Genomic DNA, 5,386 nt, shown 5'->3' with positions numbered 1-5,386 from the left:
ACCAGCGTGTGCTGGTGCGCGGTCAGGCGCACGGGCCGATGGCCGATCAGGAGATCACTGTGCGGGGTGATCTCGGCGACCGGCACGCCCTTGTCGTCTGCCTGGAGTGTGATGTTGTTGAACATCACCTCCTGCCGGGCCTGGTGCAAATCCCGGTGGACCTGCCGCTTCACGCCGCAGGCTGAGAGAAGGACCAGTCCGCAAACCATTGCGGAAGCGCGGAAAATCAATGTCATGTTCATCATTGGATCTCCTTGATTCACACGTTCAGGTTTCGGTGCGCCAGCGGCGCAGCCAGATCGCGGCGATAATCATGGCGATCCCGAGCAGGGCGCCACCCCAGAACTCCGGCTTCAGCAGTTGTGCCCAGATGTGGCCCAGATTCAGCATTTCATGGGCGACTGTGGTGATCTGGTCGGGCGTCTTGAGCCCCTTGAAGATTGAACCGTCAAAGCTCTTGGGGAACCACGACCAGGGCACGATGCTGATGAACACGCGCACCACGATGTTGTGCCAGAACCAGCCGCCGAAGTTGATCACACCCAGCACGTCCAGCCAGTACAGCATGGCGCCGGATCCAAGCGGGATCACCGTGGCCCACAGGAACGGCTTGCTGCGGGCCCATGCCGAGCACAACATCAACCAGCCCACCGCGGGCAGGGCCCAGACCAGGCTGACCGGGATCGAGGCCAGCAGCAGGCCCATGACCCTGAATGGGTGGGTGTTGCCGAGCAGGGCCCAGCCATGGATGCCGTAGAAGGCGGCGGCAATGATGGTCAACAGCAGCAGGAGCAGACCGGCGAGGATGCCCACCACGGTGGCGATGACCGGTGCCAGGACCGTCGCGCTGGCCACCTTGGACAGCACCGTGTCGCGATCGGAAATCGGCAGCGATTTCCAGAACAGGTAGCTACGGTCATTGCGGTCGTCGAACAGCGAGCCCAGGCAATAGAAGAACAAGGTGATGCCGGTGACCAGATAGACCATGGCCGTGACACCGTACATGCTCATGTCCAGCGCCAGACCGACCAGATCGCCATGGCCGTTGTTCATCTGATCGACGATGCTGTTGATGGAACTTGCAGAAATCGCGTGGGTGGTGAACTGTGCCTGGGCAAGCCCGATCACGTGGAACACGATGAACACGCCGGCGGTGATCACCGGGGCCCAGAAGAAGCTGCCGCGGTTCTCCCAGAACTCGCGTTTGATCAGCCAGTAGAAGGTTTTCATGCGTAGATCCCTTTCATGGTGGCCACGAACAGGTCGCTGACGGCAGGCCGGCGCACGTCGCCCAGGGCCTCCAGCTTGGCGCGTTCGATGCCGTCGAACAGGAAGATGTGCTTGCCGAATACGCTGCGCTCGTCCATCGGATTGAGATGGCGCGCGGCCTCTGCATGCTCGGCGTCGACCATCACTTCCATGAAGCGCTGGCCGAGGCTTTCCATGCTGGTGTCCAGCACGATGCGGCCATCGCGGATGAACATCAGGTCGGTGAGGATGTGTTCGATCTCCTCGACCTGGTGGGTGGTCACGACGATGGTCTTTTCCTCGTCGAAATAGTCCTCCAGAAGACTCTGGTAGAACTGCTTGCGGTAGAGGATGTCCAGGCCCAGCGTCGGCTCGTCCAGCACCAGCAACTTGGCGTCGATGGCCATCACCAGGGCCAGATGCAGCTGCACGATCATGCCCTTGGACATGTGTTTGACCTTCTGCTTCGGCTTGAGCTTGGTGCGTGCCAGGAACTGTTCGCAGCGGGCGCGTTGGAAGCGCGGGTGAATGGCTTCGACGAAGTCGATGGCCTGGGACACGCTGATCCACTTCGGCAGTACCGCCACGTCCGCGATGAAACACACCTCGGTCATCAGGGCCTCGCGCGATTTGCGCGGATCCATGCCCAGCACGTTCAGCGAGCCGTCGAAATCAATCAGCCCGAGGATCGCCTTGAGTGCGGTGGTCTTGCCGGCGCCATTGGGTCCGATCAGGCCCACGATGCGGCCGGTGGGAATGGCGAATTCGACCTCATCCAGCGCCATGGTCGAGGTGTAGCGCTTGGTCAGCTTGGCAGCTTCGATAGCGGCGCTCATGAAGCATTCTCCTTGTCGTTGTCCGCAGCCTTGATCAGCTGCTCCAGGTTCAGTCCGAGCCGCTGCATGCGGGCATGGATGGTGGGCCACTCTTCGTGCAGGAAGCGCTCGCGCTCGGAGGCCAGCAAGGCCTTGCGAGCGCCCTTGGTAACGAACATGCCCAGGCCGCGGCGCTTTTCCACCAGTCGTTCGTCGACCAGCTCCTGATAGGCCTTGGAGACCGTGAGCGGGTTGATCTGATAGTCGGCCGCGACCTGGCGGACCGAGGGCAGGGCGTCGCCCTCGTCCAGTACGCCGTCCAGGATCATCGCCACCACGCGAGCGCGCAGCTGGCGATAGATCGGGACGTTGTCGTTCCAGGTGATGGTCATGCCTTATTCCTTGATCAGGGTGCTCAGTTTCGTGCCGAACGAGTAGTAGGGCATGCGTAACTGCGAACCCAGTTGAAAGTGATTGACATCCAGCGCGCTGTATTCGGTGCGGACATGTGCGGTGGTGGCATCAAGTGTCTTGACTGTATCCCGTGCGGCCATGTCGGCATAGACAACGACCGGTTCAAGCAGGGTCACCGGCCGCCCCTCGAACAAGCTGCCAGAGTCGGCATGTGCCGCGACATACACGGCGGGTGCGCTGGAGCGGAAGATTGCGATGGTGGAACCCAGGATTACGATTGATGCAATGGCGGCGACGAGCTTGGTGGCGTTCATGACTGCGTCCTTGGTGGTCTATATGAGTGGTGTTGTATGTAACTATAACACCAACACGGAGCGCGTCAAGCATGACCAATGACCTATTCGGCCATGGTCATGCACACGGGCGTGCAACGGTTGCCATGGCCTGGGGGACTCGTGAAGACGTGATGGAGCGAAGGCTCGCAGGTCGCCTGCTGTCGTTCCGGCGCGCTCATCACCGCCGGAATCGGTTCAGCAGGCCTTCTTGATACAAGGAACATGCTTGCATGCAAGGACCACCTCAATTGCCCAGGGCAAGACGGCGTTCCCCCTCAGATGGCAAACGGAAGAAAACCATGAACAAGATATGGATGGTCGTTGCAGTTTCCGGCGCGCTGCTGTGTTCGAGCAGCGTCATGGCCGCTCCCGCGTTGAACGGGAATGGCGCACAACAGGACAACGAGTCCCAGCATCAGCGCCAGGATCAGCAAAACAGCTCCCGGCATCACCACCAGGATCGCCGTGACCAGCATCAGAGCTATTTGCGGGTCGGGCATGAGCGTGGACGCCGCGAAGGCTGGTATCACAAGGGCGGACGCATGCCCAGATCCTACCGCGGACAGCGCTACCAGGTGACCGACTGGCGCGCCGAGCATCTGCGCGCGCCGCCACGCGGCTACCGTTGGCAGCGCAGCGACGACGGCGAATTCCTGCTGGTTGCCATTAGCACCGGCATCATCGCCCAGATCCTGCTCAATCACTGAGTCACGGTAAGGTGTACGGCGATCCGGGATATCCGCGCGATCGCAAGGCTGAACTGCAGGCCGGGTTCTCCAGCACATGCTGGCGTTCCCGGCTTTTTCATGTTCATGGTCCTCCACGGATGTCCGGGAGAGATTGCTGTCTGGTCACGTCCAGGAATGGAGCGGCCCACCAGGTGGCATCTCCTTCAGGCGGAGGGCCGGGGCGAGGCCAGCAACGATGCCGAGAAGCACCGGTTTCGCGATGCCGGCCTGACCGGACGATCCTCGCGCACCCATGACCCTCGCCCGGGTATTAGGGTCCTTGCGTACCGCCTGGAGCTCGTCCCGGACCTCGCGAGAACGACGCCATACAGCAGCACGCCACACGTACAAGCGACGTCGTTGCATGCCCGTTCCGGCCAGGACAACCAATGGCCTATTGGCAAGTCGGGCCCGAGAGGCGATAAACAGCGGATATCTCTTGATCCCTGAACTCGCCCATGCCCGGATTGCGCCGTAGCCACCTCGTGTTTCTCCTGCCACTAGTTCTTTTCCCGAACAGCGTACACGCGCAAAAGGCCTCGATCCCGGAGGCGCACGACAAGGACAACCCGGCAAAGGGGTCGCAGTCGGCCCACTCGTTGCCTGCGGTCCAGGTCAACGCCGACGACTGGCGGCAGTACATCAAGGCAAAGCTCAAGCATCAGATGCCCGAGGTCGACGGCACTTTGATCACGGTGACCCGGAAGACCACGGTGACCCACCTGGACCGGCAACCGACCGTGATCGACAATAACCTTGACCAGCTGCTGGCGCGTTCGCCCGGCATCCAGGTCTCGCAACAGCCCACGCCAACCCAGTTCAACCTCAGCTACCGCGGCCTGGGCAACCCTCAGGAATCGGAATACGTGCTGGTGATGCAGGACGGTATTCCGCTGGAAAGCGACTGGATCGGTTTCCCGACCCTGTACGCCATGCCCCTGGCGCAGAGCCTGTCCGAGGTCCAGCTGATCCGCGGCGGATCCAGCCTGCTGTATGGCCCGGAACCGGCGCCGGTGATCAACCTGGTCACTCGGCGCCCGCCACCGGGTACGCCGCTCTCGGCCAGTACCGAGCAGGTGGTCGGTAACCATGGGCTTTATTCCACCTACAACGTGATTCAGGGCAGCCATGGGTCCTGGACCTTCCGTGCCGACGCCGCATACGTTCGCAGCGACGGCTCGCGCCCTCACGCCGCCTCGCAGATGCGCCAGGGTGACGTGTACCTGGACTACCGTCCGGATGCACGGCAGCACTGGTGGTTGGACCTGCACGCCATCGACGCCAGTTCCGGAAACCCCGGACGCCTGGGCTACCCGCAGTGGAAGGCCGACCCGAACGCCGCGCCCACGCCGTACAACCGCGACTGGGTCGATCGCGATCAGATAGTGCTCGGGCACGAGCGCCACTTCGGCAACGATTGGCTGCTGACCGGCAAGCTGTGGTTCGCTTACCAGGACCTGGCCAGCCGTTCGGCCAGCGGCTCACTCGCTCCGCAACCGCCGCCATCCAGCACTACCCTGCAGGATGAACAGTTTCGCACCCAGGGACTGGATGTGCGGATGCGCCACAAGTGGGGGCAGGGCAATGCCTTCACGGTCGGCACCGTGCTGTTCCACGGCAACGACCCGTTCCGGCAATGGACCAGCAGCAACCTGTATGTCGATCGCCATAACCGCAGCGGCACGCCGCGCCTCGTGCAGGCGCGCACGTCGGACTATTTCTCCGTATTCGCCGAAAACGTGTTCCGCCTGCCGCACGAGATCCACATCGTGCCCTCGGTGCGCCTGGAGCGCGAACGCGTGGCGGTGGACGAGAGCGTCCGTCCGCCCTTCCTCAGCCGTCCGCT

Annotated in this window: 6 protein-coding genes; 2 read left to right on the top strand and 4 right to left on the bottom strand. The window is 62.3% G+C overall.

Going from position 1 to position 5,386, the window contains the following annotated elements; translation table 11 throughout:
* Positions 1–267: 267 nt before the first annotated feature.
* The 4 genes from PF446_RS12495 to PF446_RS12480 are packed head-to-tail and all read right to left on the bottom strand — an operon-like array spanning position 268 to position 2,791.
* Positions 268–1,230 carry a hypothetical protein gene (locus tag PF446_RS12495; RefSeq protein WP_298072092.1) on the bottom strand — a complete coding sequence of 321 codons (963 nt, stop codon included), beginning with the start codon at positions 1,228–1,230 and terminating at the stop codon, positions 268–270.
* On the bottom strand, positions 1,227–2,084 hold the full coding sequence (locus PF446_RS12490) for an ABC transporter ATP-binding protein (RefSeq protein WP_298072090.1): 858 nt from the start codon (positions 2,082–2,084) through the stop codon (positions 1,227–1,229). The genes PF446_RS12495 and PF446_RS12490 overlap by 4 nt, the downstream gene beginning before the upstream one ends.
* Positions 2,081–2,455 (bottom strand): GntR family transcriptional regulator, encoded by a 375-nt coding sequence (locus PF446_RS12485; protein ID WP_298072087.1) that lies wholly within the window; start codon positions 2,453–2,455, stop codon positions 2,081–2,083. The genes PF446_RS12490 and PF446_RS12485 overlap by 4 nt, the downstream gene beginning before the upstream one ends.
* Positions 2,456–2,458: 3 nt before the next feature.
* Positions 2,459–2,791, bottom strand: a complete 333-nt coding sequence (locus PF446_RS12480) for a hypothetical protein (protein WP_298072085.1) — start codon at positions 2,789–2,791, stop codon at positions 2,459–2,461.
* A gap of 320 nt (positions 2,792–3,111) precedes the next feature.
* Here PF446_RS12480 and PF446_RS12475 point away from each other — a divergent pair, with 320 nt between their 5' ends.
* Positions 3,112–3,519 (top strand): RcnB family protein, encoded by a 408-nt coding sequence (locus PF446_RS12475; protein ID WP_298072083.1) that lies wholly within the window; start codon positions 3,112–3,114, stop codon positions 3,517–3,519.
* A 479-nt stretch (positions 3,520–3,998) separates the two neighbouring features.
* The coding region (locus tag PF446_RS12470; RefSeq protein WP_298072081.1) for a TonB-dependent receptor plug domain-containing protein at positions 3,999–5,386 on the top strand (1,388 nt) is incomplete at its 3' end.

It is taken from the genome of Oleiagrimonas sp. (assembly GCF_027858935.1).
Taxonomy (GTDB): Bacteria; Pseudomonadota; Gammaproteobacteria; order Xanthomonadales; family Rhodanobacteraceae; genus Oleiagrimonas.
Note: the sequence above shows the minus strand (reverse complement) of the source record. Positions and strands in the feature narration are given on the sequence as shown.